We start from the raw sequence: 26,929 nt of genomic DNA, 5'->3' as shown, positions 1-26,929 counted from the left end.
TGAGCCATCCGGGGCCACGGTGTCGGGTGCGGCTGGAAGTCGCTTGGTGGCAAAGCCCGTCATGTCATCGGCCGCTGATGTCACAGCGACATGCTGCGGCCCTCGGGATGGCCCGGGCGCTTCATACCCCAGGCCGTGAGCTTGGCCAGGACCGTGTTGCGATGGACGCCCAGCAGTCGCGCCGCCCGGCTCACGTTCCACCCCACCCGCTCCAGCACTCTGAGGACGTACTGCCGCTCGAACTGCTCGCAGGCCTCGCGCAGCAGCAGCCCCGTGTCCTCGGTCAGGCGCGCCCCCGTCTCGGGCAGCGCGACGTCGAGCGGGATGTCCTGCAGCTGCAGCACGGGCTGGCGGGCCAGCACCACCGCCCGGTGGATGACGTTTTCCAGCTCCCGGACGTTGCCCGGCCAGTCGTAGCGTATGAGCACGTCGAGCGCTCCCGCCGATACCCCCCGCATCTCCCGGCGGCACTCCCGCGCGATCTTCCGCACGAAGTGCTCGACGAGCAGCGCGATGTCCTCTCGGCGCTCGCGCAAGGCCGGCACGTGGACGGGCACCACGTTGAGCCGGTAGAAGAGATCCTCCCGGAACGTCCGCTCACGCACGGCCTGCCGCAGGTTGACGTTCGTGGCCGCCAGCACCCGCACGTCGACCGGCACCGGCCGCAGACCGCCCACCCGCTCGACTTCCCGCTCCTGGAGCACCCGCAACAGCTTCGTCTGCAGATCGAACCGCAGGGAGCCGATCTCGTCCAGGAACACCGTGCCACCGTGCGCCAGCTCGAACTTCCCCAGCTTCCGGGCGTGGGCTCCGGTGAACGCGCCCTTCTCGTGGCCGAAGAGCTCCGATTCCAGCAGGGTGTCGGGAATCGCCGCCATGTTGAGGGCCACGAACGGCTGGTCCCGGCGCAAGCTGCGCCGATGGATCGCCCGCGCCACCAGCTCCTTGCCCGTCCCGCTCTCGCCGGTGATCAGCACCGTGGCCGGCGTCTCCGCGATCTGGGTGATCAACTGGTAGATGCGGATCATGTCCGGGTGGCGACCCACCATCCCTTCGAAACCCACCGACTCCATGCCCGTCGGCGTGAGGGCCGAGCGCAGGCACAGCACCTCGCGCTCCAGCGCCCGTTTCTCCAGCGCTCGCCGCACCAGCAGGATGATGTCGTCCACGTCGAACGGCTTGACCAGGTAGTCATAGGCGCCCAGCCGCATCGCCTCCACGGCCGTCCGGACATCGCGGACGGCGGTGGCCAGTACGACGACGATGGTGGGATCGAAGGCCTTGACCCGCGGGAGCAGCTCGATGCCCGGCTCGCCCGGCATGCGCTGATCCAGCATGACCAGGTCGATCTCGTGAGCCTTCAGCAGCTCGAGGGCGGCCCCGCCGTGCTCGGCCTCCAGGACGTCGCAGGTGTCCTCGAGGATCGCCCGCACCGAGGCGCGGACCCCTTCCTCGTCGTCCACGACCAGCACCGTGCCCCGCCGTCCTCCGGTATCGCGATCGTCGACCCCCGGCATCGTCATGTCCGCTCCCCGAGCCCCGCATAGTGACCGCCCGAGGGTTCCCGATCAGCGCGGCGTCGTCAAGATGTATCGATCGATAGACACCCCGGGCGATCCGGGCCGCCGATCCTGCCAGATCGCGGCGCCGGCCGCAACACCCTTAGTTCCGGGGGGTCACACCGTCTGCAGAATGTCGCGCGCGGGCACGTCGGACGCCAGGACGGTCCGCCAGTCGGCGTCACGGGGCACCACGCCTTCCGCGGCGCGGAGCGCCCTGTAGGTGGGCTGGATGCCGAGGGGAATGCCTCCGTCGCGGACCGTCTTCACCGCCTGCAGGAGCAGCCGGCGCGCTTGAATGATCGCCTTGTCCGCCGGCCCCAGGTGCTCCTGGCTGCGGTCGACGATGGGCCCCATGCTTTCCTGGATGGCCCGGTCCTGGGTGTTCACGCCCTCGATCCCGGTGAAGGTCTCGGTCTTCTGCACCTGCCGGTCCAGCAGGTAGTCGTTGTCCCGGTTGCGCCGGCTGCGGAAGGTGCTCTGGTCCACGTCGAGGGGGCCGTTGCCCAGGCGGCGCTCCAGACGGTCCTCCTCGCCGAGAGGCTCGTCGGTGACGCTGTACTCCCAGTTGTAGACCATGGTGTGCTCGTCGTCGATCGGCACCCACGTGTGGCCGGCGACCGACGCCGAGCCGGACGCCAGCCGCGAGGGACGGATCTGATGAAACGGCAGGATGAAGTGGTACGTGCGGATGTACACGCTGGCCTCGTCGAGAGGCCGGATGCCGGCGTACTGGTAGCCGTAGTCCGTGAGATCGACCACGATGGCGGGGGCCCGGCTCGCCACGAACGGGTGCGTCGGCTTGAAGCCGGGACGCCTGGAGTCGGCGGCCAGCGTCCGGTGCAGGATCGGCGCGTGCGAGGTGTCGATGCCGCCTTCCAGCGCCTGCAGCCAGTTGCACTCCTGGATGACCTTCGACGCGTTGCGATGGGTGGCCGGCGCCCGCGTCCAGGCGAAGTCGGGCCGGGGCGGCTCGAGGCCGGCGGGGCCGAGGTAGGCCCAGATGAGGCCGCCCGCCTCCACCGTGGGATACGCCGTCGTGCGGATCTTCTGCTTGAAGCTCGCGCCGTCCGGCTCGTTCATCATGTCCACGCAGCGGCCGCCGACGTCGAACTTCCAGCCGTGATAGACGCAGCGCAGCCCGCACTCCTCGTTGCGGCCGAAGAACAACGAGGCGCGCCGATGGGGGCAGTACTCTCCGAGAAGACCCACCCGACCCTCGGTGTCACGAAAGGCCACCAGGTCTTCGCCCAGCAGCTTGACCCGCACGGGCGGACAGTCGGGCTGCGGCACCTCCCCGGCCAGCAGGGCCGGAATCCAGTAGCGGCGCATGAGCGCGCCCATCGCGGTGCCGGGGTGGACTCGGGTCAACAGCTCGTTGTCGTCGCGTGAGAGCATGGCCGCGCCTCCTCACCGGTTGCCTCGAGCCGATGGCGGCAAGGTACGCCAGAGCGCCGGAAAAGACCAGGCCCGGCCCGGACGCTGGCGCCCGTCACGTCGGTCGACTACCATCGGGCGCGCATGCCCGCGGTCTTCGCTCATCGCTCGTTCGCGTTCCTGTGGTCCGCGCGCGTGCTGTCCACCCTCGCCTTCCACGTGCAGGCGGTGGCGGTAGGCTGGCAGCTCTATGACCTGACGGGCAGCGCGCTCGATCTGGGCCTGGTCGGCCTCGTCCAGTTCGTCCCGATGCTCCTCTTCACGCTGGTCGCCGGCCACGCGGCCGACCGGTACGATCGCCGCCGGATCCTGATCCTCAGCCAGGTGGTCAAGGCGGCAGGCTCCGTCACGCTGGCCCTGGGCACGGCCGGGGACTGGCTCGACCGCGAGAGCATCCTGGCCACCATGGCCGTCGTGGGGGCCGCCCGCGTCTTCGAGATGCCCACGCTGGCGGCGTTGGTGCCCGACGTGGTGCCGCGACCGCTCATCGCGCCCGCGGTGGCCTGGTCAGTCTCCGCGAACCAGACGGCGCGCATCGTGGGGCCGGCGCTGGGAGGTCTGCTCTACGGTCTGCGACCGGTCGAGGCATATCTGACCATCGCCGGCCTGGTGGTCCTGGCCGCGGGGTGCGCCGCCGCCATCCGGGTGGCGCGAGCCGTGCGGGACCGCGAGCCGGCCACCCTCGAGGCGGTCCTGTCGGGGATCGCCTTCATCCGGAGCCGGCCGGTGCTGCTGGGCACGATGTCGCTCGATCTGTTCGCCGTGCTGCTCGGGGGCGCCACGGCGCTCCTGCCCATCTACGCCCGCGACATCCTGCGCACGGGCCCCGGCGGCCTGGGATTGCTGCGCGCGGCGCCCGCCGTGGGCGCGCTGGCCATGTCGGTCGTCCTGGGCCAGCACCCGCTCCAGCGACGGCTGGGCCGGACGCTGTTCCGCGCGGTCATGGCGTTCGGGGCGGCCACCGTGGCCTTCGGCCTCTCCACCAATCTGACGCTGTCGCTCGTCGCGCTCGCCGTGCTGGGCGCCTCCGACGTCGTCAGCGTCGTCATCCGCTTCTCGCTGGTGCAGATCCGCACACCCGACGAGATGCGGGGGCGGGTGAGCGCGGTGCACTCGCTGTTCACCGGCACCTCCAACCAGCTCGGCGAGTTCGAGTCGGGCCTGGCCGCCGAGCTCTTCGGCCCCGTGCCGGCCGTCCTGATCGGCGGCGTGGGGACCATGCTGGTGGCGGCCCTCTGGATGCGACTGTTCCCCGAGCTGCCCCGGATCCGCACCTACGAGGAGTGACCGGCGGGGGCCTGGGCCAGGCAGTAGCGGGCCACCTCCTCGTGGGTGGCGAACCAGACGCCGTCCACGCCCTTCATGTGCTCGATCAGCTCGACCAGCAGGGCCATCCGCGAGCGGTGTCCGATGATGTGCGGATGCATGGTGAGCAGGAAGAGCCCGCCCTCGGCCACCGCCCCGTCGAACTCGGCCTTGAAGATCTCCCGCACCGCCGAGGGCGGCGTGTGCGGGCGCAGGGACGAGGCGCGGTGCATCCCGAAGTAGGGCGCGTCGTCCTTGATCCACTCCACCGGCAGCTCCACGATCCCGGTGGGCTCGCCGTTCTCCAGCAGCTCGTAGGGCTCGTCGTCCGCCATGAGCGACGAGTCGTAGAGCAGCCCCAGCTCCCGGATCAGCCCCAGCGTGGCCGGGCTGAAGTCCCAGGACGGGCAGCGCACGCCGACCGGCGGCCGGCCGGCGATCTTGGCCAGCGTCTCGAACGCGCGCCGCATGAGATCGCGCTCCACCGCCGGCGTGAGCTGGCTGGTCATCTCGTGGATCCAGCCGTGCAGGGCGACCTCGTGGCCCTCGTCGACCACGCGGCGCTGCTCGTCGGGATGGAGCATGGCCACCACGGCCGGGACGAAGAAGGAGACCCGCAGGTTGTGCCGGCGGAGCAAGGCCAGGATCCGGGGCACGGCGACGCGCGAGCCGTACTCGCCCTGGGACAGCCGCCCCGGAGAGACCGAGCCCTCGCGCAACGTGGAGGTCTCGTGGTCGGAGTCGAAGGACAGCGCCACGCAGACGCGGGCGCCGTCTTTCCAGCGGGCCGGCCGGAGCGAGCGTCCGGCCCGGACCTTGTCTACGCCGGCGCGCCAGCGACGCTCCTCCCAGGCCCAGGCGGGATCGCGCTCGGATTCGCTCATGGCTTGCTTCCTCCTTCCCCGCCCGTCGGCGCCTCCAGCCGGATGGCCGGGCGCCAGCCCAGCGCCCCGCTCAGCGCTGAGCGGACGCTCAGCAGGAGCAGCGCCAGGCCGACCAGCAACATGACGACGGCGATGGGACGAGTCACGAAGATCAGGTAGCTGCCCCCGGACATGGCCAGCGACTGGCGGAAGCTCAGCTCGATCATGGGAGCCAGGACCAGGCCCAGGACGATCGGGGCGAGCTCGAAGTCGAACTTCCGCAAGAGGTAGCCCAGCAGGCCGGTGCCGGCCATGATCCAAACGTCCACCACGCTATTGTTCACCGCGTACACCCCGAGCGTGGCGAAGGCCAGGATCGACGGGTAGAGGTAGGAGTACGGGATGCGCAGGATGTTCACGAACACCCCGACGAAGGGCAGGTTCAGGATGAGCAGCACCACGTTGCCCACGTACATGCTGGCGATGAATCCCCAGAACAGCTGGGGCTGCTCCTGGATGAGCAGGGGCCCCGGCGAGATGCCGTGGATCATCATGGCCGCCATCATGATGGCCGGCACCGCGCCCGACGGGAGCCCCAGGGCCAGCATGGGCACGAAGGCGCCGGACGTGGCCGAGTTGTTCGCGGCTTCCGGCCCGGCCACGCCCGCCACGGCGCCGTGGCCGAACCGCTCCGGATGGCGGGAAAGACGCCGCTCGAGCGCATACGACACGAAGGAGGAGATGACGTGACCCGGTCCCGGGATGATCCCGATCACGAATCCCAGGAGCGTTCCCCGGACGATCGGTCCCCGAGCGTCTCGCCATTCCTCCCGGGACGGCAACAGCTCGCGCAGGCGGGGCCGGTGGACGGGCGCCCGGGTGGTGTTGCCGGCCGAGAAGAGGATCTCGGAGATTCCGAAGAGCCCGACCGCGGTCGGCACGACACCGATCCCGTCGCCCAGCTCGACGATCCCGTAGTGGAAGCGGAAGAAGCCCGTCATGGTGTCGATGCCGACCATCCCCAGCAGCAGGCCGAGCGCCGCCATGGCCAGCGCCTTGGCCATCGATCCTCCGCTCATGTACGCCAGCACCAGCAAGCCGAGGATCAGCAGGGCAAAATTCTCCGGCGGCCCGAAGCGCAGCGCGAACTCCGCCAGGGGCGGGGCCAGGATCATCAGGGCCACCACGCTGACGGTTCCGGCGACGTAGGATCCGAACGCGGCCAGGGCCAGCGCGGGCCCGGCCCGCCCCTTCTCGGTCATGGCGTAGCCGTCGATGCACGTCATCACGGACGCCGCTTCGCCGGGCACGCGCATCAAGATGGAGGTCGTCGAGCCGCCGTACATGGCGCCGTAGTAGATGCCGGCCAGCAGGACGATGGCCGTGGTGGCGTCGAGTCCGAAGCTCACGGGCAGGAGCAGACTGATGCCGGCCAGCGGCCCCACGCCGGGAAGGAGGCCCACCAGCGTGCCGACGATGCAGCCCACGAACGCGTAGAGCAGCACGGACGGCGACAGCGCCGTGGCGAACCCGGCGGAGAGATTCTGCAGCGTCTCGAGCATCGGCGGGCCGGGGCGGCTTAGAAGCCGAACGGCCCCAGCGGCATGGGGACGCGCAGGAAGGTGTGGAAGACGTAATAGGTGCCCAGCGCGAACGTGACGGCGAACACCGCGCCCACCACCCACCCCTTCCGCTCCACGACCGCCAGCAGCCCCAGCAGCGCGATCAGCATCGTCAGGCGGTACCCGAGCCGCTCCAGCGCCAGGGCCATGAAGGCGCAGGTCGCCAGAATCGCCACCGCGTGGCGCCACTCGGGCCACTGCAGGACGCGGACGGGGCGCGCGGACGCCCCGCCCGCGATGACCGCGACGCTACAGACGAGCAGGGTCAGGGCGAGGAGGACCGGCACCGTGCCGGGGCCTGGAGCCCGGATCGTCCCGAAGGGAATGGTACGGCTCTCCCAGAGGACGAAGAGGGCGAACCCGGCCAGGACCGTCCCCGCCAGCCGATCGGTCGTTGGGGTCACTTGGCATTCGCCTTCCCCATCCGCCGGATGGCGGCGGCCAGCATCTCGGCGTCCTTGTCCCACCAGGCCTTGAACTCGTCCGTGTCCTGGTAGGCGGGCGGCATCTGCATCTTCAACGACGCGGCCTGGAACTCCTTGTCCTGCACGGCCCGGCGCGTCGCGTCCCGGAGCGTCTGGAGGACGTGGGCCGGCACACCCTTCGGCGCGAAGAGCCCGGTCCACAGATAGACCTCCACGTCGTAGCCGAGCTCCTTCAGCGTCGGAGTGTCCGGGAAGGCGGCCAGCCGCCTGGCCCCCGAGTTGGCCAGGACCCGAACCTTGCCGCCCTTGACCTGGGGTGTCACCGCTCCCGTGGAGAGAGCCGACAGCATGGCGTGTCCCCCCAGCACCGCGGTCATGGCCGGGCCGCCGCCCGTCGTGGGCAGGTGGCGCAGGCGGATTCCCGCCGCCTGCTGGAACACTTCGATGGCCATGTGCGACACGGTGTAGGGCCCGGCCGATGCGTACAGGATCTGGTCGGGACGCTTCTTGGCATCCTCTACCAGGTCCTTGATGCTCTTCCAGGGGGCGTTGGCCGGCACCATCAAGAGCGTGGGGTCCGCGTTCAGGCGGGCGATGGGCACGAACTGATCCCGCGTGAAGATCGGCGTCCGGCCGGCGACGCGCTCCGCCTCCGGGATCGTGGAGATGGAGAACACCGTGAGCAGGATGGTGTAGCCGTCGGGCTTGGCCAGGGACACCCACTGCGTCCCCACCGCCCCGCCGGCGCCGACCTTGTTGAGCACGACGACGGGCTGCTTCAGCACGCGCTCCAGGGCCGGCGCGAACGGCCGGGCCGTGAGGTCGGCGGCGCCGCCGGGCGGGTACGGGGACACGATGGTGATGGGCTGCGTGGGATACCGCTCCTGGGCGGCAGCGCCGCTCACCAGGGGCAGGAGGATCAGGACTCCGGCCAGCAGCAGACGAACCATGACGACCTCCTTGGGGGCTCTGCCCCGCCGTCGACGGCCTGCCTAGCGCGCTGCTACCGATACGTCAGCGCTCCAGCGGCGTCAAGCCCCAACCGTGGACTTTGTGCTTGATCTGGGACCGCAGCCGAGCTACCTAAGCGGCATGGCACGTCCCTGGGACGGTCTGATTCCCGAGCGCGAGCTTCAGGTCTTTCGGGCAGCCGGCTACGGTCAGCGCGGCCGGTGGGGGGCCCGGCCGGCCTTGCTCGTCGTCGACGTGAACTACAACTTCGCCGGGGATCGTCCGGAGCCGATCCTGGACTCGATCCGGCGCTTCCGCAACAGCTGCGGCGAGGTCGCCTGGCAAGTCATCCCCCGCATCGCCGAGCTGCTGGCCCGGGCCCGCGCCTGTGCCGTGCCGGTCTTCTTCACCACCCAGGGCTACCGGCTCGACCCGCTCGGGGTCGGCTCCTGGGGGCAGAAGAACGCGCGGGCCACCGAGGTCACCGACGACGCGGTCCGCATCGGCACCGAGATCGTCAAGGAGCTGGCGCCGCTGCCCGACGAGGTGGTACTCCGCAAGGACAAGCCCAGCGCCTTCTTCGGCACGCCGCTCACCGCGCACCTGATCGCGCGCGGCATCGACACGGTCGTCGTCACCGGCTGCGTGACCAGCGGCTGCGTCCGGGCCACCGCTGTCGACGCGTTCTCGTACAACTACCGCGTCGTCGTGGTCGAGGACTGCGTCTTCGACCGCGCCGAGACGCTCCACCGGCTCCATCTGTTCGATCTGTCGATGAAGTACGCCGACGTCGTCTCGGGAGCCGAGGCGAGCGCGTATTTCGAGCAGGCGGCGCCGGCCGGTGAACGCGTCGGCCGCCATCGTAACGTCTAGACGGAGGTCGAGCATGAAACGCATGCGGATCGTGGTCGTCGCTCTGGCCGTGGCGGCCGTCGTCGGAAGTGGTTGGGCCGGCGTCGCGATTGCCCAGCAGAAGAAGTTCATCACCATCGCCTCCGCCCGCCCGGGCGGCTCCTGGTACATCACCGGCGCCGGCTGGGCCGAGTTCCTGAACAAGTACGTGCCCGGGGTCGAGGCCAAGGTGGAGCAGTCCGGCGGGGGGCTGCAGAACAACAAGCTGGTCAGCGACGGCAAGGCCGAGTTCGCGCCCTCGGTGGCCCGCCTGACGGCCATGGCCCTGGCGGGGCAGGGCCTGTTCAAGGAAAAGCTGCCGAACATCCGCGTGCTGGTCTCCAACTGGACGGTCGGCGTGATGCAGTTCGCGGCGCTGGAGAAGTCCGGTCTGAAGACCGTCTGCGATCTCAAGGGCAAGCGGGTGGCCCTCGGCCCCGCCGGCGGCGGCGGCATCCCCGCCGCGCTGGCCGCATTCAAGGCCTGCGGCTTCAGCCAGGCCGACGTGACCGCCTCGTTCATGTCCTACGAGCAGGGCAAGGAGGCGCTGGTCGACGGCAACGTCGACGCGTTCCTCTCGTATGCCGCCGTGCCCGTGCCCGCGCTCAAGTCCCTGGAGGCGACCCCCGGGACGCAGTGGCGCTTGCTGGCCGTGCCCGACGACCGGGCCCAGCAGATCGCCCGGGCGAATCCGGGCTACATCCGCTACGTGGTGCCAGGCCGGGCGTACGGCCAGTCCGCCGACACCGTCACCATCGCCGCGCCGAACGTGCTGATCGTGAACAAGGACGTCCCCGACGACCTCGCGTATCGCGCGACCAAGGCGATGATGGAGCACCTCGACGAGTTCAAGAAGATCCATCCCACCCACAAGGACATGACGCGGGAAGCCTCGGCGCAGGCGGTGGCCGACCTGCCCTTCCATCCCGGCGCCCTCCGCTACTACAAGGAAGCCGGCCTGTTGAAGTGACGGACCCGGCGACACCTGGCCCCGCCGGCCCCCAGCCGGCGGAGCCGGCCGAGGGGCCTCGGGTAGCGCGCGGGAGCCGGGCGGGACGGACCGCCTCCATCATCCTGGTGGTCGCCTCGCTGTTCCACCTCTACGCCGCCGGCTACGGTGGCGTCTCGGCTATGACGCTGCGGACGGTGCACTGGACGCTGCTGTCCGTGGCCATCTTCCTCCTCTACCGCGCCCGGCGGGCCCGGCGCGGTCAGCCCGGCACCTGGCTCGACGGTCTCTGGGCCGGGACCGCCCTCGTCTCCGGCGGCTACATCTTCTGGGTCTGGCCGGACCGCATGTTCCTGCTCGAGTCGCTGTCGCCGCTCGACATCGCCATGGGCCTGATCATGGTCGTGGTGGTGCTGGAGGGCGCGCGCCGGTCGCTGGGGACGCTGCTGCCGGCCGTGTCGTTCCTGTTCCTGGCCTACGCCTGCCTGGGCCCGTGGATGCCCGGCTGGCTCGCCCACAAGGGATACGGCATCGAGCGCATCGTGGAGGAGCTCTACATCACCACCGGGGGCATCTACGGCATCCCCATCGCCGCCTCGGCCACCTACATCCTGCTCTTCGTGCTCTTCGGGGCGTTTCTCACCACGTCGGGCGGCGGCCAGATGGTCATCGACCTGGCCCACGCCGTGGCCGGCCGGTTCCGTGGCGGCCCGGCCAAGACCGCGGTGGTCTCCAGCGGGCTCATGGGGATGATCTCCGGCTCTCCGGTGGCCAACGTGGTGACGACGGGCACGTTCACCATCCCGCTGATGAAGCGCACCGGCTATACGTCGGTGCAGGCCGGCGCCATCGAGGCCTGCGCCTCGACCGGCGGCATGTTCACGCCGCCGATCATGGGCGCCGCCGCGTTCATCATCGCCGAGTTCATGGGCGTACCCTACGTGCGCATCATCGCCGCGGCCGCCATCCCGGCCTTCCTCTTCTATCTGGCCGTGTTCCTGTTCGTGGACCTGGAGGCCGTGAAGCGCGGCCTGCGCGGGCTACCGCGCGAGCAGCTGCCTCCGCTGCGTAGCGCGCTCCGGGGCCGTCTGCACGTCATCGTTCCCCTCGTCGTCCTCGTCGGCGCGCTCGTCATCGGCTACAGCCCCATGAAGTCGGCGTTCTGGTCGATCCTGCTCATCGTGGCGTTGGGCTTGCCGCGGCGGGCCACGCGCATGGGGCTGGGGAAGCTCTACGACGCGCTCGAGTCCGGGGCCGCCAACACGCTGTCCGTCGCCGCGGCCTGCGCGTGCGCCGGCATCATCGTCGGCGTGGTGGGCCTCACCGGCGTGGGCGTGAAGTTCTCCTCCGTGCTCCTGAGGGTCACCGAGCACGCGGCGGCCGCGGCCCCGGTCTTCGAAGCCTTCGGGGTGCCCTCTGCCCTGGCCGTGGACACCAGCGTGTTCCTCACCTCGCTGGCCGCGCTCACGCTCGGCGCCATCGCCGGGCTGGTGCTCGGCTGCGGCATGCCGCCGACAGCCGTCTACATCATCCTGGCCTCGCTGACGATCCCCGCCATGACGACGGCGCTGCAGCCCATCAACACGGTCAACGCCGAGCTGGCGGCGCATTTCTTCGCCTTCTACTTCTCCACCATCGCGGCCATCACCCCGCCGGTGGCGCTGGCCGCCTACGCCGCGGCCAGCCTGTCGGGCGGCGACCCCTTCCGGACCGGGCTCATGGCCTGCAAGGTGGGCCTGGTGGGCTTCGTCGTGCCCTACATGTTCGCCTATTCGCCCGAGCTGCTCCTCGAGGGCCCGTGGGCGGCCATTCTTGGCGCCCTCGCGACGGCCTCGATCGGCGTCGTCTGCCTGGCCGCGGGAACTCACGGCTTCCTGTGGCGGCCGCTGGCCGGCTGGGCGCGCGCGACGCTGGTGGTGGCCGGCCTCCTGCTGATCAAGCCCGGCCTCTGGACCGATCTGGCGGGTTTCGGGCTGGGCCTGCTCGGCTTCACGCTGGGCGGGCGGCGCGCCACGGTGGCGATCGCCTCGCCGTCGTCGAGCGCGACGCGCTGAGCCCTGGCCCCGCCATGAGCGCGCTCGCCCGCATCGCCGTGCCCGATCTCGTCACCAACTCCTATTTCCCCGCCCTGGCGGCCGAGGAGCTGGGCTTCTATCGCGCCGAAGGGCTCGACGCCCGCGTGGAGCTGGTGGGGCCGGCCCCACGGGCGATGGCGGCCCTGCGGGACGGGGAGGTCGATTTCGTGGTGACCGGCGCGCACACGGCGCTCAGCGCGTTTCCCGGCTTCAAGGGGGCGAAGCTGGCGGTGGCGGTCGCCCAGGGCACGCCGTGGCTGCTCGTGCTGCGCGCCGACCTTCCCGTCCGGCGCGGCGACGTGGGCGCGGTGAAGGGGCTGCGGATCGGCGCCGCCCCGGGGCCCGAGGCCGCGCTCGTGCGCCTGCTGGCCGAGGCCGGCGTCGATCCCGCGCGCGACGGCGTGCAGGTCGTCCGCGTGCCCGGCGCCGAGCGTCCCGGCGCCTCTTTCGGCGTCCTGGCGGCCGAGGCGCTGCGCCAGGGGCTGCTCGACGGCTTCTGGGCCAACGCGCTGGGCAGCGAGACGGCGGTGCGCCAGGGCGTGGGCCGCATCGTCGTCGACGTCCGCCGTGGCGACGGTCCTCCGTCGGCGCGCGACTTCACGTTCGCCGCCCTCGTCGTCACCGACGCTCTCGTCGCCCGCGATCCCGAGCGCGTGGCGGCTGCGGTGCGCGGGATCGTGGCCGCCCAGCGGGCGCTCCGCGCCGATCCGGCGCGCGCGGCCGAGGTCGGGCGGCGCCGGTTCCCGCTGGCGGCGGCCGACATGATCGCCGCTCTGGTGGAGCGGGACCTGCCGTTCTACGATCCCGCGATCTCGGAATCGTCGGTGGCCGCCATGAGCGCCTTCGCTCGCGCCCTGGGGCTGGTCACGGCGCCGCTCGCCTACGCGGACGTCGTGGCCACCGGCTTCCGCCCGCTCTGGGTCCGCTAGCCTGTCTGCCCCACGGCCGTTTTTGTCTCTCCGTTGCGCCGGGAAAATGCGTACACTTCCTGTGATGGCTGTCGCGCTGGTCGCTTCCCTGCTCGCCATCCTGCTGTGGGCGCCTGCCGCGCTCGCGGCGAAAAACGAGCCGAACCCCACGCCTCCGGCGGCCCATCCGCAGCCGAAGCGGACCGTCGATGCGCTGTCGGTGGTGAAGCTGCGCAGCAAGGCCGTCGCCGACGCCCGCTCCAACAAGACGCTGGGGTCGGTGCGGGAAGGCACCGGCGTGGTGCTCGACGCCCAGGGGCTGGTGCTCACCATCGGGTACTTGATCCTGGAAGCGGAGTCGGTGGAGCTCTCGACGGCGGACGGCACGTCGTTCCCGGCGACCGTGGTGGCCTACGACAGCGCGACCGGCTTCGGTCTCCTGCGATCGCTGCGGCCGCTACCGATCAGGCCGATCACGATCGGCCAGTCGTCGAGCATCGCCGCCCGCGAGCCGGTGCTCATCGTCGGCTTCGACGGAGTGGCTCCCGCGGTGGTCGTCTCCCGCCGGCAGTTCGTGGGCTACTGGGAGTACCTGCTCGACGAGGCGATCTATACCGCGCCGGCCACGGTCAACTGGAGCGGCGCCGCCCTGCTCAGCCGGGAGGGCACGCTGCTGGGCATCGGCTCGTTGTCGGTGAACGACGCCATGGGCCCCGACAGCCAGCTGCCTGGCAACATGTTCGTGCCCATCGACCTGCTCAAGCCGTTGCTGGGAGAGCTGGTGGCTCACGGCAAGTCCAGCGCGCGCCCGCGACCGTGGCTCGGCGTTCAGACCCGCGAGGTCGAGGGCAACGTCATCGTGACCCGGGTCTCCCCAGAGAGCCCCGCCGATGCGGCGGCCATCCGGCCGGGCGATGTCATCGTTCGCCTCGCGGGCCGAGTCATCAAGGGTCAGGCGGATTTCTACGTTCGCCTGTGGTCGCACGGCGAGGCGGGCGTCGAAGTACCGCTCGAGGTCTTGCGGGACGGTGGGCTGCAGCCCGTCACGGTCAAATCGATCGACCGTGAGAAGTACTACCGGCCTCGACCCACCTTCTGACGGCCTGACGGCCGAGCATAATTCACCGGCTGGAATATCCGGGCCGTGCCATCCCGTTAGCTTCGAGCAACTGGGCGCCGAGCCGTTCGTTATCCTGGTCAACTCCACTCCTGGCTGGGACCCCTCCAGGACACCCGTTACCTCGAATAGCGCGATGCCTCCGGGCCGAGGGGCGTGGGAGGCGACAGCCCAATCGGCTGTCGCGCCCACTCCCTGGGCCCGTGGTCAAGACGGGCTGGGAGCGTGGCGGCGAGCCCTGGCCGCGCGCAGGCATTGCCACATCTGCCGGCTTGTGAGCGGAATCTCGGTCACGGCCACCCCGAGCGGGCGGAGCGCATCTGCGACCGCGTTGGCGATGGCCGCCGGCGCCGGCAGCGTGCCGCCTTCCCCCGCGCCCTTGACGCCGAGCGGGTTGAGCGGCGACGGCGTGACGACATGGTGCACTTCGAGCCGGGGCACCTGGTCGGCCCGCGGTAGCGCGTAGTCCATCAGGCTGCCGGTAGCGAGCTGGCCGGCCCCGTCGTAGACGACCTCCTCGAGCAGCGCATTGCCCACGCCGTGAGCGATGCCTCCGTGCACCTGGCCCTCGACGATCATCGGATTGATGACCACGCCGCAGTCGTCGACGGCGACGTAGCGCAGGATCCTGACTGCGCCGGTCTCCGCGTCGACCTCGACCACGGCGGCGTGGGCGCCGCTCGAGTAGGTCGACTGGGATACCGGCGCGTAGGCCGAGGCCTCCAGCCCCGGGTCCTGCCCCGAGGGCATGGCGTAGCCGGGGCGGGGCGTCGAGGCGATCGTGGCCACCTCGGCCAGACTGAGCCCGCGTCCGGGCGCGCCGCGTACGCCGATCCGTCCATCGTCGAGCACCAGGTCGGCGGGCGCGGCCTCGAGCTGGCTGGCCGCCACCGCCAGCGCCTTGCGTCGCACCTCGGCAGCGGCCTGGGCCGCCGAGGCGCTGGCCAGCACGGCGATCCGGCTGGCGAACGTGCCGACGCCGTAGGGGATTCCGGCGGTGTCGCCCGGCACGACGGTGACGCGATCGAGCGGCACGGAGAGCCCGTCCGCCACGATCTGCGCGAGCGTGGTCTCGTGGGATTGTCCCTGGCTCGACGCCCCCGAGAACACGAACACCTGGCCCGCGGGATCGACGCGGACGCGGATGCCTTCCCAGGGCCCGAGCCCGGTGTCCTCGACGAAGAGGGCCAGGCCGACGCCGAGCCACCGCCCGTCGGCCCGCGCCCGCTGGCCCTCGGCCACCAGCCCCTCCCACCCCACCGCCTCACTGAGCCGCCGCAGGCACTCGGGATAGTTGCCGCTGTCGTAGCGCCGGGGGCCGCCGTCGCGGGAGACGAGGCCGACGTCGTAGGGGAACTCGCTTGGCTGGATCAGGTTGCGCGCGCGCATGGCGACACGGTCCAGCCCCAGGCGCTCGGCGGCGAGGTCGAGCATGCGCTCCATCACGAAGACGGCCTGCGGACGCCCGGCGCCCCGCACCGGCGTGACAGGCACCCGGTTCGTGTACAGCGCGGTGAAGGTCACCTCGTAGTTGGGCACGCGGTAGGGCCCGGGCACGCTCACCGAGGTGATGAGCGGGACGATGATACCCCAGGACACGAAGGCCCCGCAGTCGTGGACGAACGTGTCGCGCAGCGCCACGATCTGCCCGTCACGGGTGAGCGCGAGCTCGACTTCGTGCCACTGATCCCGCTCCTGGGTGACGGCCAGCAAGTGCTCGCGCCGGCTCTCCACGAAGCGCACGGGCTGGCCGAGCGCGCGGGCCAGGAAGGGCACCAGGATGTCCTCCGGATAGACGATGCCCTTGGGACCGAAGCCGCCGCCGATGTCCTGTGTCACGACGCGCACGGCATGCTCGGGCAGCCCGAGGAAGCGAGCCACCAGCCGGCGCAGCAGCTGAGGCATCTGCGTCGTGGACCACACCGTGAGCTGGCGGAGCTCGGCCTCCCACCGCGCGACGATCGCCCGCGTCTCCATCGCCATGCCGGCGCCGCGATGCAAGCGGAAGCGCTCCTTCACGACGACGTCGGCCCGCGTCAGCGCGCCGGCCGGATCGCCGACCCGCTGGGTGAAGCACGCCGCCACGTTGCCGCCGGGATGCACGCGCGGCCCGTCCGGCCGGAGCGCGTCGTCCAGTGAGGCCACGGCCGGCAGCGTCGCGTACTCCACCCGCAGTGCCCCCAGCGCGTCCTCGGCCTGCTCTGGGCTCTGGGCGACGACCAGAGCCACCGGCTGGCCGGCGTAGGAGACGACGTCCTGGGGAAGGATCTCGGCGCACACCGGCGCCGTCAGGCTCGCGTGTGGGACGAGCAGGGGCAGGCGGCCCAGGGCGGCGACGTCCGCGGGGAGCAAGACGGATTTCACCCCCGGCTGTCCTCGCGCCGGCTGAGCGTCGACCTTCACGACGCGGGCGTGGGCCTGGGGGCTCCGGTGAACCGCCACGTGGAGCATCCCGGGCAACGTCAGGTCCGCGACGTAGCGCCCGTGGCCGGTCACGAGCCGCGCGTCCTCGCGCCGCCGCACGCTGGCGCCGAAGAGCCGCTCGCTCATGGTGGCGGCCGCCGGCCCCGCGCCCGCAGGGCCCGCCAGACCCGTTCGGGCAGCAGCGGCAGCTCGCGTAGCCGGATCCCGGCGAGCCGGGCCAGCGCGTTCGACACGGCTGGACCGACGGGGATGAGGCTTCCCTCGCCCGCGCCTTTGGCCCCGAAGGGACCGCTGCCGTCGCCGTTCTGCACGAAGCCGCACTCGAGCTGGGCCGGCACGTCCTCGGCCCGCGGCACCCGGTAGGCGAGCAGCGTGCCGTTGAGCAGGTGGCCGTCGCCGTACGCCATCTCCTCGAACAGCGTGTGACCGAGCCCCTGGGCGACCGCCCCCTCGTCCTGGCCCTCGAGGATCAGCGGGTTGATGGCGCGCCCGACGTCGGCGACCGAGACATAGCGCTCGACGGTGAGCGCGCCCGTCTCCTCGTCGAGGCTGACCTCCGCGGCCCCCACGGCCATCTCCCAGAACGGCGTGCTGCCCCCGAGCGGGGCGCCGGTCCGCCCGGGCGCCACCACGCCACGCCCGATCAGCTCGCCGCCCGTCATCCCGAAGCGGAGCGCCAGGACCTCTGGATACCCCAGGCGCCGGCTGCCGGCCACGACGGCGCTCTCATCCAGTCCGAGCTCGCGAACCGGCACGGCCAGGTGGTCGGCGACGATACGCAGGAGCTGATCGCGCACGTCGGCCGCAGCCTCCTGCACGGCGCGGCCCGTCATGTTCGTCGAGCGGCTGGAGCTGGTCGTTTGATCGTAGGGCGTGATGGCCGTGTCGGGCGGCGCGACGGTGACGCGGGCGATGGGCACAGCCAGGACCTCGGCGGCGATCTGCGCCAGCGCCGTCCGCGCGCCCTGGCCCATCTCCACGGTGCTGGCCAGCACGGTGACGCTGCCGTCGGCGTGCAGGCGCACGATGGCTTCGGACACGCTGGGGGCGATGGAGGCCTTCAGCATGGCGGCCACGCCCCGCCCGCGATCGGCCGCCGCGGCCTGCGTCCAGCCGATGGCCTGCGCCGCGCGACCCAGGCTCTCCTCCAGCTTGCCGTCGATCGGCGTGTCCCCCGGCGCGAACTCCTCGCCGTGGGCCAGGAGGTTCTGGCGACGCAGCTCGACCGGATCTCGATCGAGCCGCTCGGCGGCGACGTCGAGCAGCGATTCCAGGGCCCAGGCGAGCTGGGGAACGCCGAAGCCCCTGAACGCGCCGCCCGGCGTGGTGTTGGTGTAGACGGCCCGCGCTTCGAGCGCGACGTGGGGAACGCGGTAGGGGCCAGTGGCCGTGTAGGTGCCCTTCTGGACGACGCGCGGCCCGATGTCGGCATAGGCGCCGACGTCGTAGTCGGCGTGACACGCGACGGCGAGCAGCCGGCCGTCGCGGGCGAACCCCACGCGGACGGTGACGCGGGCGCTGCAGCGGCGCACCGTCTGGAACGCCTCCGCGGCCGTGGCGGCCAGGCGCACCGGACGGCCGGCGGCGCGGGCCAGCGCGGCCGCCAGCGGCTCGAGCTTCGCGTAGGTCTTGCTGCCGAATCCGCCGCCCAGGTGGGGGACGACGATGCGGATGCGCGAGAGCGGCACGCCGAACATCTTCGCCAGCTCCACGCGCACGGAGTAGGGGTTCTGGGTACCGGCCCAGACGGTCAGGGCTCCGGTCTCGTCCCAGGCGGCCACGGCGGCGTTCGGCTCCATGGCGTAGTGCTGCACGCGCGGGAAGTGGAACGTGTCCTCCAGGACCAGGTGGGCACCCGCCAGCGCCGCGGCGGTATCGCCACGGGCGTAGGAGAAGCGATGGCAGATGTTGGTGCCGCGCTCGGGTCTCAGGCTGGACAGATCGGCGAAGTGGCCGGCCAGCGGCTCCCCGGTGTGGACCAGTGGCGTGCCGGGTCGGAGGGCCTCCTCCAGCGTGAGGGCGGCCGGCAGCGCGTCGTACTCCACCTCGATCTGCTCCAGGGCCTCGGCGGCGGTCAGCTCGTCCACCGCGGCGACCGCCGCCACCGGCTCCCCCTCGTAGCGCGCCACGTCGATGGCCAGCACGGGGCGGTCGCGGAACGCCGGCCCGAAGTAGGGCTCGCACCAGCTCAGATCGCTGCCGGCCAGCGCCGCGACGACGCCCGTCCGCGCGCGAGCGCGCGTGAGGTCCACGCGGCGCACGCGCGCGTGCGGGTACGGCGAGCGCAGGACCTTCGCGTAGGCCATCCCGGACAGGACGAGGTCGGTGACATAGCGGGCGCGCCCCGTGACCTTCTCGATCGCGTCCACCCGCGTGACGGCGTGCCCCACGACGCGCAGCGGCCGGTCGCTCACGGCGTCTCCGGGGTGCCGGCGGCGGCCAGAATGGCCTCGACGATCTTGCGATAGCCGGTGCAACGACAGAGGCTGCCGCGCAGGTGATGGACGACGTCTTCCCGGCTGGGGGCCGGCGCCTCGTCGAGCAGGGCCTTGGCCGTCAGCAGCATCCCCGCCGTGCAGAATCCGCATTGCACGGCCCCGCGCTCGACGAACGCCCGCTGGAGCGGATGCAGCTGGTCGCCCTCGGCCAGGCCCTCGACCGTGAGCACGGCGCGGCCGTCCGCCTCGATGGCGAGATAGGTGCAGGCGCTGACGGCGAGGCCATCGACCAGGACCGTGCAGGCGCCGCACACCTGCGTATCGCACGAGCGCTTGGCGCCCTTGAGATCGAGCCGATCGCGCAGCACGTCGAGCAGCAGGTCGTGCGGCGCGACTTCGAGGTCGTGCGGTCGCCCGTTGACGGTGAGCCGGATCTGCGCGCCGGCCGGGGCCCCGTCGATCATGCGACCACCGCGTACGGGTAGCGCGCCGCCGGCTGGGCGCCCCGCGACCGGGCCGCGGCCGCCCCCAGCGCCCGCCGCGTGAACACCGCCACCATCTCGCGCTTGTAGTCGGCCGATCCGTGGAGATCGTCGGCCGGGTCCGCGCTCGCCGCCGCCAGCTCGGCCACCGCCCCGCTCGCGCCTTCCAGCTCCGCCACCGCGCAGCCGCGCAACCGGGCCTCGGCGCCGGGCACGCGGGCGGGGCGCGGGTTGACACATCCGATGGCGATCCGGGCGTCGGCCACCCGCGCCCCGCCGTCGCCACCGTCCTCGAGCTGGAGCGCCACCGCGATCCCGAGCGTGGGCCGCTCGTACACGCCGAACTTGACGTAGGCGGCCGCCACCCTGCCCGCCCACGGCGTCAGCCTCACGGTGGCCAGCAGCTCGTCGGGCGCGCGGGCCGTCTCCCACGGTCCGCGCACGAAATCGGCGATCGGCAGCTGGCGGCGCCGGTGTGGCGAGATCAGCTCGACGCGGGCATCGAGGGCGAGGAAGAGCGTGGCCAGATCGCTGTGGGGATCGGCGAAGGCCAGGTTGCCGCCCACCGTGCCGACGTTACGCACCCGCACGTTGGCCACGTGGCGGGCGACCTCCGCCATCACCGGACAGCGCGTCTTCACGAGCGGGGAGCGCTCGAGGGCTCGGTGGGTGACGGTGGCGCCGATGACCAGGCCGGCGCCGTCCTCGCCGATGGCGTCCAGGCCGGCAATGCGCTTGACGTCCACCAGGTGGCGAGGGCGCGCCAGCCCCTCCTTCATCAGCAGGAGCAGCTCGGTGCCCCCGGCATAGGGCGCGGCGTCGTCGCCGAGCCGGGCCAGCAGCTCGCACGCCTCGACCGCCGTGCGCGGCCGGTGCAGGGTGAACGGGCGCAGCATGAGCGACGGAACCTTACCCCAGCGACCGAGCGCTGTCACGTGCTTCGCGTCTCGACGGCCACCCCGAAGCCCGAGGCCCCTGCCTCGATCCTCGGACATTGACTCATTCCGCGGAGGCCGTTAGGGTCGTGGGCATGGCTGGCGTGGAGGTCAGACTCCGCCGTTGGACCCGCTCCGAATACGAGCGGTTGATCGCGAGCGGCTTCTTCCAGCCCGGGGACCCGGTCGAGTTGCTGGGCGGTCAACTCATCGTGGCGGAGCCCCAGGGCAGCTATCATTTCTCAGCCATCCAGGCGGTGGAAGAAGTGCTGCGGGCGGCGTTCGGAGCGGGCTGGCAGGTCCGTGGGCAGGGCCCCGTGGCGCTCGACGACGAATCCGAGCCCGAGCCGGACGTGGCCGTGGTGCCCGGGAGCTTTCGCGACTATGTGGCCGCACATCCGTCCCGACCCGTCCTGGTGGTCGAGGTCAGCGAGTCGAGCCTGGGGCTCGATCGGCAGCACAAGGGCAGCCTCTACGCCCGCGCCGGCCTCGCCGACTACTGGATCGTGAACCTGGTCGATCGCGTCCTCGAAGTCCACCGCGAGCCGACTCCCGACCCGGCGGCGTCCTTCGGCTGGCGGTACCGATCCCGCGAGATCCTCGGACCGGACGCCTCCGTGTCACCGCTGGCGTCCCCGGGCGCCCGCATCCGCGTCGCCGATCTGATTCCCTGAGCCTGCCCATGCGCCTGACCGCCGAGGAGGAGGCGATCCGTGCCGGGCGCCGGGGCGAGCCGGCGCGCCGGGCGCTGGAGATGCAGCTCGCCGTGGGCGACTTCTTCGGGGCCGAGCGGATGGTGCCCGTCACATCCGCCCACCTCACCGGCGACCCGGAATCGATGGGCGAGGCCGGCCTGGCCTTCGTCGAGGATCTCGTGCGACAGGGCGCCCGCTTCGTCGTGCCGGCCACCACCAACTCGTGCAACGTCGACTTCGACCTGTACCGGTCCCTGGGCCAGCCCGAGGAAGTGGCGGAGAAGGAGCGCCGGCTCCGTGCGCTGATCACCGCCATGGGCGGCACGCTCCTCACCTCGTGCGCCAACTATCAGGCCCTGGGGCCGCCCGCGTTCGGCGAGTCGCTCGCGTGGGGGGACACCGGGGCGGTCATCTACGCCAACGCGGTGTGCGGCGCCCGCTCGAACTTCGAAGGGGGGCCGGCGTCGTACGCGGCGGCCCTCACCGGACGAGTGCCGGCGTACGGGATGCACCTCGATGCCTGCCGGCGCGGCACGCATCTGGTCCAGGTCCGCGACCAGCCGCGGTGCGTGAGTGACTGGGGGGCCCTGGGTGTCTTCGTGGGCCGCCAGCTGACCAACTACTGGCTCGTCCCCGTGTTCAGCGGCATCGAGGCGGCGCCCGATGCCGACGCCCTCAAGCACCTGGGTGCCACGCTCGCGTCGTACGGCTCGCTGGCCATGTTCCACATCGTCGGCGTCACGCCGGAGGCGCGCACGCTGGACGAGGCCTTCGGCGGTCGGCCGCCGCGGGAGACGATCGCGGTCGAGCCGGGCGCGCTCGAGCGGACCTATTCCTCCTTCGTGCCGGAGAAACCCGAGGTCGATGTGGTCGTCTTCGGCACCCCGCACCTCTCGATCGAGGAAATTCGCCGGCTGGCGGCTTTGCTGGACGGGGCCACGGTCAACCCTCGCACGATGCTCCTGCTCACCACCAGCGCCCCCATCAAGGCGATGGCCGATCGCGAGGGCCGCACGCGGGTGATCGAGGCCGCCGGCGGCCGCATCGCCGTCGGCGTCTGCTACTACATCATGAGTCCGCGCGAGATGGCCCGTCGGCACGGGCTCCGCACGATCGTCACCGACTCGGCCAAGCTCGCCAACATCATCGCCGCCTACGGCTACAATCCGATCTTCCGGCCCACGGCCCGGTGCGTGGAGGCGGCGGTGGCCGGCCGCATCCCCCGATGACGGCGCCCCTCGTCCTCACCGGCCACCCCGGCGTCGGCGAGGTCGTGGAAGGCGAGGCGCTCGTGTCCGCCGAGGGTTTCAGCGCCCGCTACGACCTGGACCGGTCCACCGGCACGATCGCGCGCGAGTCGCACCCGCTCTACGGCAGGTCCATCGCGGGCAAGGTGCTCGTGTGCCCGCTGGCCAAGGGCGGGTTCGCCACCTCGTGGGCGTTGCTCGACCTGAAATCCCGCCGGCTGGCCCCGGTGGCCATGCTCTTCGGCTGGGCCAACCCCGTGATGGTCCAGGGCGCCGTCCTGGCCGGCGTCGCCCTGATGGATCGCCTGTCGCCCGATCCGGTGGCCGTGATCCGGACCGGCGACCGGGTGCGCGTGGACCCCCGGGCCGCCCGCGTCGAGGTGTGGCCCATGGCCGTGCCTACCACCACCAACGCGAGGTGACGCATGTCCAGAGTGTTCGTCCTCGGTGCCGGCACGCCGACGCCGACGCCGCATCGGTTCGGCTCGGCCTACGCGGTGGAGGTCGGCGGCGAGTACCTCATGTTCGACTGCGGGCCCGCCGCCACCCACAAGCTCGTGAAGGCCGGCATCTTCCCGACCCAGGTCAACTACCTGTTCTTCACGCACCACCACTTCGACCACGACGTGGACTATCCGTGCTTCCTGCTCTGCCGGTGGGACCAGAGCATCGGCAAGGAGAAGATGCTTCAGGTGTACGGTCCCACGCTCACGGAGACGATCACCGAGCGGATCCTGGGCGAGGAGGGCGCGTTCGCCCACGACTGGAAGGCCCGCGTCAATCATCCGCTCTCGCAGCGCGTGTTCGTCAACCGCGGCGGGACGCTGCCGCGCAAGCCACCGTCCGTGCAGGTCCGGGACGTGGGGCCGGGGCTCATCCACCGGGGCCCGGACTGGCAGGTGACGGCGGCCCCCGCCGAGCACGTGCAGCCCTATCTGGATTCGCTGGCCTACCGGCTCGACTCGGCGGCGGGCAGCGTGGTGTTCACCGGGGACACCCAGCCCTGCCCCAGCGTCATCGATCTAGCCCGCGGAGCGGACACCATGCTCTGCATGTGCTGGGATGACCAGGAGCGCATGGGGTCGATGGGCGAGAACTTCGGCCAGTGCGGGACGACGGGCGCCGCGGAGATGGCCAAGGCGGCCGGGGTGAAGCGTCTGGTCCTCGTGCACACCGGTCCCCATCTCTCCGGCCACGGCCCCATGGAGAAGGGGATCGGCGACGTCCGCCGGATCTACGACGGCGAGATCATCTTCGCCGAGGAGCTGATGCCGCTGCCGATGCGGTGACCGGCTTCACGATCTCCTCGGCGATCATCTGCAGATACGCGATCCGCGCGGCGGCGCCCGGCGGCAGGCTGTAGATGGTGAAGCCGATGCCGTCGAGCCCCATCTCGCCGGCCCGGGCGATGGTCTCCACGCACTGGGCGGGCGTGCCGTTGATCGTCCAGTCGTCGAGGTTGCCGTCGAAGCCGAGCTGCAGCGGCACCATGGTGGGCTCCTGCATCTCCCAGCCCCGGTACATGGCGAACGTCCGCTCGAGATACGCGCGGGCGGCCGTTCTCGCCGCCTCCTTGCTCGCGCCGACGATCAGGCTGCGCGAGGCGAACGCGGTGCCCGGCGTCCCCGGCCCCTCGGCGGTCCGCGCCTCGCGATAGATGCCGACCAGGCGTGCCACGTCGCGCCAGGCCACCTGGGGGCCAAAGAACACGGCGTCCACCAGCCGCGCGGCCCGGCGCGTGGCGCCCACGCTCTGCGCCCCCATCTCCAGCGGAGGGTATGGCCGCTGGGCCGGCAGCATGCCGAGCCGGCCGCCGGTCAGGCGCGTGTACGCGCCCTCGAACGTCACTTCCTCACCGCTCCAGAGCCGTTTCATGAGGGCCAGCGATTCCTCGAGCTTGGGCACGCGGTCCTTGCGCGTCAGCCCGGCCGCCGCCAGCTCCTTCTCCCGGTAGCCGATGGCTACCCCCACGTCGAGGCGGCCGTGCGTGATGTGATCCAGGGTGACGACATTCTCGGCGGCGTCGACCGGGTTCAAGAGCGGCAGCAGCAGCATGGAGGTCTTGAGCCGCATGAGGCCCGTCTCGGGGGCCAACCGAGCCAGCAGCGGGATGGGATGGGGCCACACCGTCGGATAGGAGACCCAGTGATGGCCCACCGAGACCCAGGCGAAGCCCAGCCGCGCCGCCGCGCGCACCACCTCGATCGCCTCGTCGATGATGACGGTCGGCGGGCGATCGGTCGGACTCCAGAACGGCGTGAGGTGGAAGCCGATGCGCATGCGCGACGGCACCTTACCTCAGGCCGGCCGACGTGTCACGCCGCCACACCTCGATGGCCAGGACGGGCACGTGGGTGATCTCGGGGCCGTCGCTTCCCAGCGCGTCGGCCACGGCGTTGGCGATCGCCGCCGGGCCGGCGACCGCGGAGCCCTCGCCGGTCCCCTTCACTCCGAGCGGGTTGAGCGGCGAGGGCGAGTCGCAGCTCGTCACGTCGATGGCCGGCACCTCGTCGGCACGCGGCAGCGCGTAGTCCATGAGCGTCCGGGTGAGGAGCTGGCCGCTGGCGTCGTAAACGATCGCTTCCGACAGCGCCGCCCCGATGCCCTGGGCCGCGCCGCCGTGGGTCTGGCCCTCCACGATCAGCGGGTTGATCTCGTGCCCGGCGTCGTGCACGGCGTGATAGCCGAGCACCTTCACCGCGCCCGTCTCCCGGTCCACCTCGACCGTGGCCACGTGGACTCCGGCCGCCCAGGTCACGCTCGATGGGCTCACGTACCGCGTCGCGCTGAGTCCCGGCTCACCGAGATCACGCACGACGTCCGGGCGCTGGGCCAGCGCGGCCACGGCGCCGAGGGCCAGCGCGCGATTCGGCGAGCCCTTCACATGGGCGCGGCCGTCGGCGATGACCACGTCATCGGGCGAGCATTCGAGCGCGCGGGCGGCCACGTGCCTGGTCTTCTGTCGCACGTCGTCGGCGGCCTGGGCCACGGCATTGCCCACGATCACCGCGATCCGGCTGGCAAAGGTGCCGGCGCCGGACGGAAAGCGCGCGGTGTCGCCGCCGACCACCGAGACCGACTCGAGCGGGACGCCCAGCCGGTCGGCACAGATCTGGGCCAGCGTCGTCTCGTGGCCCTGCCCCTGGGATGGCGCGCCGGTGCTCACGAGCACGCGGCCACCCCCGTCGATGTCGACGCGGGCGCCCTCGTGCGGTCCGATGCCGGTCGCCTCGCTGTAGGCGGCCACTCCCAGGCCGAGCGCTTGGCCCTCGCGGCGCGCCGCGCGCTGACGGACGCGAAACTCCGGATACTCCGCGCGCTTCAGGGCGGTCTCCAGCAACGCCGGGTAATCGCCCGAGTCGTGGATCAGCGGCATCCCGTCGCGGTACGGCACGCCCCGGTCGTGCGGCATCTCGCCCCGGCTCAGGAGATTACGGCGGCGTAGCTCGGCCGGGTCCAGCCCCATCTGGCGCGCGGCGATGTCGAGCAGGCGCTCGGTGACGAACGTCGCCTGGGTCCGGCCGGCGCCGCGGTACGGCGCCGCCGGCACCTTGTGGGTGACCACGATGCGGCCCCGGCAGCGAACAGCGGGGATGCGGTAGAGGTTCAGCAGGTGAGGCACGGTGACGCCAGCCACCACCGCGCCGCGCGGCAGATAGGCGCCGGCGTCGATCAGAAAGTCGTCCTCCAGCGCCAGGATCGCGCCGTCGGCGGCGAGGGCCAGCGTCATGTCGTGGACCTGGTCGCCGGCGTGCGCGGTGCTGCCGAAGCTGCCCTCCCGCGTGTCGCTCCAGCGGACGGGCCGCCCCAGCCGGCGGGCCAGCGTCGCGACGATGATTTCCTCGGGGTACGTCGGACCCTTGGTGCCGAAGCCGCCCCCCACGTCGGGCGCCGTCACCCGGACGGCCTCGGGTGCGAGCCCCAGCGTCTCGGCCACGCGCTGCCGCACGCCGTACGGCATCTGCGTGCTCGACCACACGTGCAGCGTCTCCTCCACGGGGTCCCACCGCGCGGCCACCCCGCGCGGCTCGAGCGGCAACGCCGTGAGCCGGCCGCACCGAAACCGACGGGTCACCACGTGGGTGGCCCGGGCCCGGGCGCCGTCGACGTCGCCCGTCTCCATCGTGACCGTGGTGGCGACGTTCGTGCCCCAGTCCTGGTGAACCAGGACACCGCCGGGGCGGATCGCGTCCTGGGGATCGACGACGGCCGGGTGGCGCTCGTAGTCCACGCGGACGGCCTCGGCGCCATCGACCGCCCGGTACGCGTCGGCGGCCACGACCACGGCCACCGGCTCGCCCACGAAGCGCACGAGGCCGTCGGCCAGCGCCGACTGCCGATACGCGCGGACCGTACCGCCGGGAACGGCGGGAGGCGGCAGACACCCCCGGAGCTCGGGGAGATCGCCCAGGGTGAAAATGCCGATGACGCCGGACTGCCGGCGGGCCGCCGCGACGTCGATGCCCAAAATCTCGGCGTGGGCATGCGGGCTTCGCACGACGGCCACGTGCACTGCGCCGTCGAGCGGGAGGTCGGCGACGTACCGGCCGCGGCCCGTCAGCAGGCGGACGTCCTCCCGGCGGCGGACCGACTGGCCGATCATGGC

The 26,929-nt window shown here is 71.8% G+C and carries 22 protein-coding genes; 10 read left to right on the top strand and 12 right to left on the bottom strand.

Going from position 1 to position 26,929, the window contains the following annotated elements:
- Positions 1-80: 80 nt before the first annotated feature.
- Both VFR64_02425 and VFR64_02420 read right to left on the bottom strand, forming a co-directional pair.
- Positions 81-1,523 carry a sigma-54 dependent transcriptional regulator gene (locus VFR64_02425; GenBank protein HET9488601.1) on the bottom strand — a complete coding sequence of 481 codons (1,443 nt, stop codon included), beginning with the start codon at positions 1,521-1,523 and terminating at the stop codon, positions 81-83.
- A gap of 153 nt (positions 1,524-1,676) precedes the next feature.
- The gene (locus tag VFR64_02420; protein HET9488600.1) at positions 1,677-2,957 is read right to left on the bottom strand and encodes a Rieske 2Fe-2S domain-containing protein; all 1,281 of its coding nucleotides are present in this window, start codon (positions 2,955-2,957) and stop codon (positions 1,677-1,679) included.
- 123 nt (positions 2,958-3,080) lie between these two features.
- Between VFR64_02420 and VFR64_02415 the strand changes: the two genes are divergently transcribed.
- Entirely contained in the window at positions 3,081-4,283 is a 1,203-nt protein-coding gene (locus tag VFR64_02415; GenBank protein ID HET9488599.1) for an MFS transporter, read from the top strand.
- Here the strand turns inward: VFR64_02415 and VFR64_02410 are convergent.
- The 4 genes from VFR64_02410 to VFR64_02395 are packed head-to-tail and all read right to left on the bottom strand — an operon-like array spanning position 4,271 to position 8,161.
- Positions 4,271-5,185 carry a polysaccharide deacetylase gene (locus VFR64_02410; GenBank protein ID HET9488598.1) on the bottom strand — a complete coding sequence of 305 codons (915 nt, stop codon included), beginning with the start codon at positions 5,183-5,185 and terminating at the stop codon, positions 4,271-4,273. The genes VFR64_02415 and VFR64_02410 overlap by 13 nt on opposite strands.
- On the bottom strand, positions 5,182-6,726 hold the full coding sequence (locus VFR64_02405; protein HET9488597.1) for a tripartite tricarboxylate transporter permease: 1,545 nt from the start codon (positions 6,724-6,726) through the stop codon (positions 5,182-5,184). Before VFR64_02405 ends, VFR64_02410 begins: the two co-directional genes overlap by 4 nt.
- Positions 6,727-6,743: 17 nt before the next feature.
- Positions 6,744-7,190, bottom strand: a complete 447-nt coding sequence (locus VFR64_02400) for a tripartite tricarboxylate transporter TctB family protein (protein ID HET9488596.1) — start codon at positions 7,188-7,190, stop codon at positions 6,744-6,746.
- Positions 7,187-8,161 carry a tripartite tricarboxylate transporter substrate binding protein gene (locus VFR64_02395; GenBank protein HET9488595.1) on the bottom strand — a complete coding sequence of 325 codons (975 nt, stop codon included), beginning with the start codon at positions 8,159-8,161 and terminating at the stop codon, positions 7,187-7,189. Before VFR64_02395 ends, VFR64_02400 begins: the two co-directional genes overlap by 4 nt.
- A gap of 142 nt (positions 8,162-8,303) precedes the next feature.
- Here VFR64_02395 and VFR64_02390 point away from each other — a divergent pair, with 142 nt between their 5' ends.
- The 5 genes from VFR64_02390 (at position 8,304) to VFR64_02370 (ending at position 14,084) form a co-directional block, all read left to right on the top strand.
- Complete coding sequence (locus VFR64_02390) at positions 8,304-9,035, top strand: isochorismatase family protein (protein HET9488594.1); 732 nt, start codon at positions 8,304-8,306, stop codon at positions 9,033-9,035.
- Between the two features lie 13 nt (positions 9,036-9,048).
- A complete protein-coding gene (locus VFR64_02385) occupies positions 9,049-10,023 on the top strand; it encodes a TAXI family TRAP transporter solute-binding subunit (protein ID HET9488593.1) in 975 nt (324 codons plus the stop codon).
- On the top strand, positions 10,020-12,056 hold the full coding sequence (locus VFR64_02380; protein ID HET9488592.1) for a TRAP transporter fused permease subunit: 2,037 nt from the start codon (positions 10,020-10,022) through the stop codon (positions 12,054-12,056). Before VFR64_02385 ends, VFR64_02380 begins: the two co-directional genes overlap by 4 nt.
- A 14-nt stretch (positions 12,057-12,070) precedes the next feature.
- Complete coding sequence (locus VFR64_02375; protein ID HET9488591.1) at positions 12,071-13,006, top strand: ABC transporter substrate-binding protein; 936 nt, start codon at positions 12,071-12,073, stop codon at positions 13,004-13,006.
- Positions 13,007-13,070: 64 nt separating this feature from the next.
- Positions 13,071-14,084 (top strand): S1C family serine protease, encoded by a 1,014-nt coding sequence (locus VFR64_02370; GenBank protein ID HET9488590.1) that lies wholly within the window; start codon positions 13,071-13,073, stop codon positions 14,082-14,084.
- A gap of 225 nt (positions 14,085-14,309) precedes the next feature.
- Here VFR64_02370 and VFR64_02365 read toward each other — a convergent pair whose 3' ends face one another.
- From VFR64_02365 to VFR64_02350, 4 genes are read right to left on the bottom strand one after another with little or no spacing between them, the layout of a single operon-like run.
- Positions 14,310-16,652: a xanthine dehydrogenase family protein molybdopterin-binding subunit gene (locus VFR64_02365; GenBank protein ID HET9488589.1), complete on the bottom strand. Its 2,343-nt coding sequence runs from the start codon at positions 16,650-16,652 to the stop codon at positions 14,310-14,312.
- Positions 16,649-18,940, bottom strand: a complete 2,292-nt coding sequence (locus VFR64_02360; protein ID HET9488588.1) for a xanthine dehydrogenase family protein molybdopterin-binding subunit — start codon at positions 18,938-18,940, stop codon at positions 16,649-16,651. The genes VFR64_02365 and VFR64_02360 overlap by 4 nt, the downstream gene beginning before the upstream one ends.
- Positions 18,937-19,428 (bottom strand): (2Fe-2S)-binding protein, encoded by a 492-nt coding sequence (locus VFR64_02355; GenBank protein ID HET9488587.1) that lies wholly within the window; start codon positions 19,426-19,428, stop codon positions 18,937-18,939. The genes VFR64_02360 and VFR64_02355 overlap by 4 nt, the downstream gene beginning before the upstream one ends.
- Positions 19,425-20,381, bottom strand: coding sequence for a xanthine dehydrogenase family protein subunit M (locus VFR64_02350; protein ID HET9488586.1), 957 nt, complete (start codon positions 20,379-20,381; stop codon positions 19,425-19,427). The genes VFR64_02355 and VFR64_02350 overlap by 4 nt, the downstream gene beginning before the upstream one ends.
- Before the next feature lie 95 nt (positions 20,382-20,476).
- Here VFR64_02350 and VFR64_02345 point away from each other — a divergent pair, with 95 nt between their 5' ends.
- From VFR64_02345 to VFR64_02330, 4 genes are read left to right on the top strand one after another with little or no spacing between them, the layout of a single operon-like run.
- Positions 20,477-21,055, top strand: coding sequence for a Uma2 family endonuclease (locus VFR64_02345; protein ID HET9488585.1), 579 nt, complete (start codon positions 20,477-20,479; stop codon positions 21,053-21,055).
- An 8-nt stretch (positions 21,056-21,063) separates the two neighbouring features.
- Positions 21,064-22,305: an aconitase X catalytic domain-containing protein gene (locus VFR64_02340; GenBank protein HET9488584.1), complete on the top strand. Its 1,242-nt coding sequence runs from the start codon at positions 21,064-21,066 to the stop codon at positions 22,303-22,305.
- Positions 22,302-22,745, top strand: a complete 444-nt coding sequence (locus tag VFR64_02335; GenBank protein ID HET9488583.1) for a DUF126 domain-containing protein — start codon at positions 22,302-22,304, stop codon at positions 22,743-22,745. Before VFR64_02340 ends, VFR64_02335 begins: the two co-directional genes overlap by 4 nt.
- Positions 22,746-22,748: 3 nt before the next feature.
- Positions 22,749-23,612, top strand: coding sequence for an MBL fold metallo-hydrolase (locus VFR64_02330; GenBank protein ID HET9488582.1), 864 nt, complete (start codon positions 22,749-22,751; stop codon positions 23,610-23,612).
- On the opposite strand, the gene VFR64_02325 is transcribed toward VFR64_02330, so the two are convergent.
- Positions 23,572-24,603 carry an LLM class flavin-dependent oxidoreductase gene (locus VFR64_02325; GenBank protein ID HET9488581.1) on the bottom strand — a complete coding sequence of 344 codons (1,032 nt, stop codon included), beginning with the start codon at positions 24,601-24,603 and terminating at the stop codon, positions 23,572-23,574. The two genes, VFR64_02330 and VFR64_02325, sit on opposite strands and share 41 nt — an antisense overlap.
- A 13-nt stretch (positions 24,604-24,616) precedes the next feature.
- The gene (locus tag VFR64_02320; GenBank protein ID HET9488580.1) at positions 24,617-26,926 is read right to left on the bottom strand and encodes a xanthine dehydrogenase family protein molybdopterin-binding subunit; all 2,310 of its coding nucleotides are present in this window, start codon (positions 26,924-26,926) and stop codon (positions 24,617-24,619) included.
- Positions 26,927-26,929 lie beyond the last annotated feature (3 nt).

This window comes from Candidatus Methylomirabilota bacterium (genome assembly GCA_035709005.1).
Classification (GTDB): domain Bacteria; phylum Methylomirabilota; class Methylomirabilia; order Rokubacteriales; family CSP1-6; genus 40CM-4-69-5.
The sequence above is the reverse complement of the archived record's forward strand: the minus strand, read 5'-3'. Positions and strand labels throughout refer to the sequence as shown.